The organism is Psychrobacter sp. FME13 (assembly GCF_014861395.1).
Lineage (GTDB): Bacteria > Pseudomonadota > Gammaproteobacteria > Pseudomonadales > Moraxellaceae > Psychrobacter.
The window spans coordinates 1-2,054 of record NZ_RRYV01000264.1 but is presented as its reverse complement, the minus strand read 5'-3'; the positions used below and the strand labels follow the sequence as shown (position 1 = coordinate 2,054).

Annotated in this window: 3 protein-coding genes; all 3 read right to left on the bottom strand. The window is 35.5% G+C overall.

The features are described from left to right. On the bottom strand, window positions 1–661 hold a 661-nt coding region (locus EI164_RS15800), incomplete at its 3' end, for a hypothetical protein (protein ID WP_192520941.1). Window positions 662–670: 9 nt separating this feature from the next. After that, window positions 671–1,369: a hypothetical protein gene (locus EI164_RS15795; RefSeq protein ID WP_192520939.1), complete on the bottom strand. Its 699-nt coding sequence runs from the start codon at window positions 1,367–1,369 to the stop codon at window positions 671–673. Between the two features lie 31 nt (window positions 1,370–1,400). Beyond that, window positions 1,401–1,946 (bottom strand): M12 family metallo-peptidase, encoded by a 546-nt coding sequence (locus EI164_RS15790; RefSeq protein ID WP_192520937.1) that lies wholly within the window; start codon window positions 1,944–1,946, stop codon window positions 1,401–1,403. Between the last annotated feature and the right edge of the window lie 108 nt (window positions 1,947–2,054).

The window sequence follows — 2,054 nt, the reverse complement described above, 5'->3', positions numbered from 1 at the left end:
CTTTGATAGAATGACTGGTTCGGTTCATGCCCCAAAGCTCAAACAATATATTGTTGTAACGAATATAAGTATGTAAGGTTTCATCGTCACTTAGAATTTCGTTGTTTTCTACTTTGACTAAATATTGCTGATAAAGCTGGTCTAGTATTTCAGCAGCTTTATCGTGATCGTTAATTACTAAATTAACAGTTTCTGTCATAGCAAACTTTTCTTGATCCAATAGCTGATGTCCGTATTTATTTCTTTGTTTTGCGCTTAAAGGCGAATAAGCAATTTTATTTATCTGCTTTGGGGTAGGGCCATCGCCACTGGTTTGAAGAAACCCGTTTATATCATTTAATGAAAAATCACTTTTGAAAAGGTTGGCGCGGCTTACTTTTTCCCATAAAGGAGAGGCTTTAAGTCTTTTGATAAATAGTTCTCTAGAAATAATATTAATAGACGCATCTCTTAATATATCTATTTCAGGTAATGCAGGTAGACTATCGTATTCTGATGGTTCATAACATATTATTGGTTTATCTGGCTTTATAGGTTCATTTATTATTGCCTGTTCATTATCTTGCAATAGTGCTGGCTCACTAGCTATGACTTTTGAAGTACTTAAGGTTGTACAACTTGCTAAAGATAGCGACATTGCTATAAAAATAAGTTTAATCATGTTCAATTTCTAACTGACTGTCAGCGTTGTTAGCATATTGAAATTACATACTTCCAAAGGATGTGTATTTCTACTTAAACCCCACAGCTCAAACAATATACCGTTATAGCGAACATAGCTATGCAATGTTTCTCCGTCACTCAATACATCATTATTCTTAACTTTAACAAGATACTGCTGATAAAGCTGATCTAGGACTGCAGCAGCTTTCTCGTGATCATTAATCACTAAATTAATAATCTCCGTCATAGCAAATTTTTCTTGATCTAATAACTGATGTCCATATTTATTTCTTTTATTTACATCTAGAGGGGTATAAGAAATTTTCTTTACATGTGTAGAACTGCTACGAACTTGAAGAAAGCCATTTGTCTCACTTAACGAAAAATCACTTTTGAAAGAGTTAACGTGGCTTACTTTACTCCACAAAGAAGAGGCTTCTAGCCTTTCAATAAATAGCTCTTTCAGTACGATATCAATGGGAGTCTCTCTGCGCACTCCTGTATCAGGTAGTTCCGGTGGATTATCATATTCGGGTGGTTCATAGCATATTACTGGTTTGTTATTATTGACAGGTTCATTTATCATTGCCTGTTTATCATCTTGTAGTAGTGCTGGCTCACTAGCTATGACTTTTGAAGTACTTAAGCTTGTACAGCTTGCTAATGAGAGTGACATTGCTATAAAAATAAGTTTGGACGCTTTCATAATATTAACCTTCTAGAATTAATTATAGTAACTATTCAGTATCGAAATAATTCATGCTTCTATCGCTACGTAAAATATCCCATTGCCATTTAAATAATGCTCGCATGTTTCCTTCGAATGGATTGGATATTTCAGCTCGAGGAGTACGACTTGGATTTGCTTTATCGTTATAATCCATTAGATTATCGGTATAACCCCTATAAAAGCTGTATGCAGGAGAGACATAATCGCCTACATCACTTTCACGTTGAAAAGTATGTGCCAAACCAAAGCTATGCCCAAGCTCATGAACTAAAGCATGTAAGTTTTTACCTGTCCTATAGTACACAACCGCATTTCCCCAAAGCATAGAGCAACTGTCACCATTAATCTTACAAATATCCTTTTCTTCTTGGCTAGTATTTCGAGCATCAGCAGCCCCGCCTATAGCAGAGACGCCTTTACCCACTTGATAATCTGTAAAGATGGCAAAGGTTTTTTTATTATCATTGCTATCAACCCAGCCTTTATATCTTAATTCTGTTTTTGAAGATTCTAGAGTCTCTATAGGATGAAGTGACTCAAATACGGTAATCACATCTTTTACTAACTCTAGACTCTTACCTGATGGAATCTGCTTATCTGGATACTCTGACCCCTGCTGTCAAATCCGTATAACTAAACTTGGGAGATTTTGATTACGCAG

Coding starts and splice junctions, on each gene's coding strand:
- EI164_RS15795 (WP_192520939.1), bottom strand. CDS start 1,369: ATGAAAGCGTCCAAACTTATTTTTATAGCAATGTCACTCTCATTAGCA.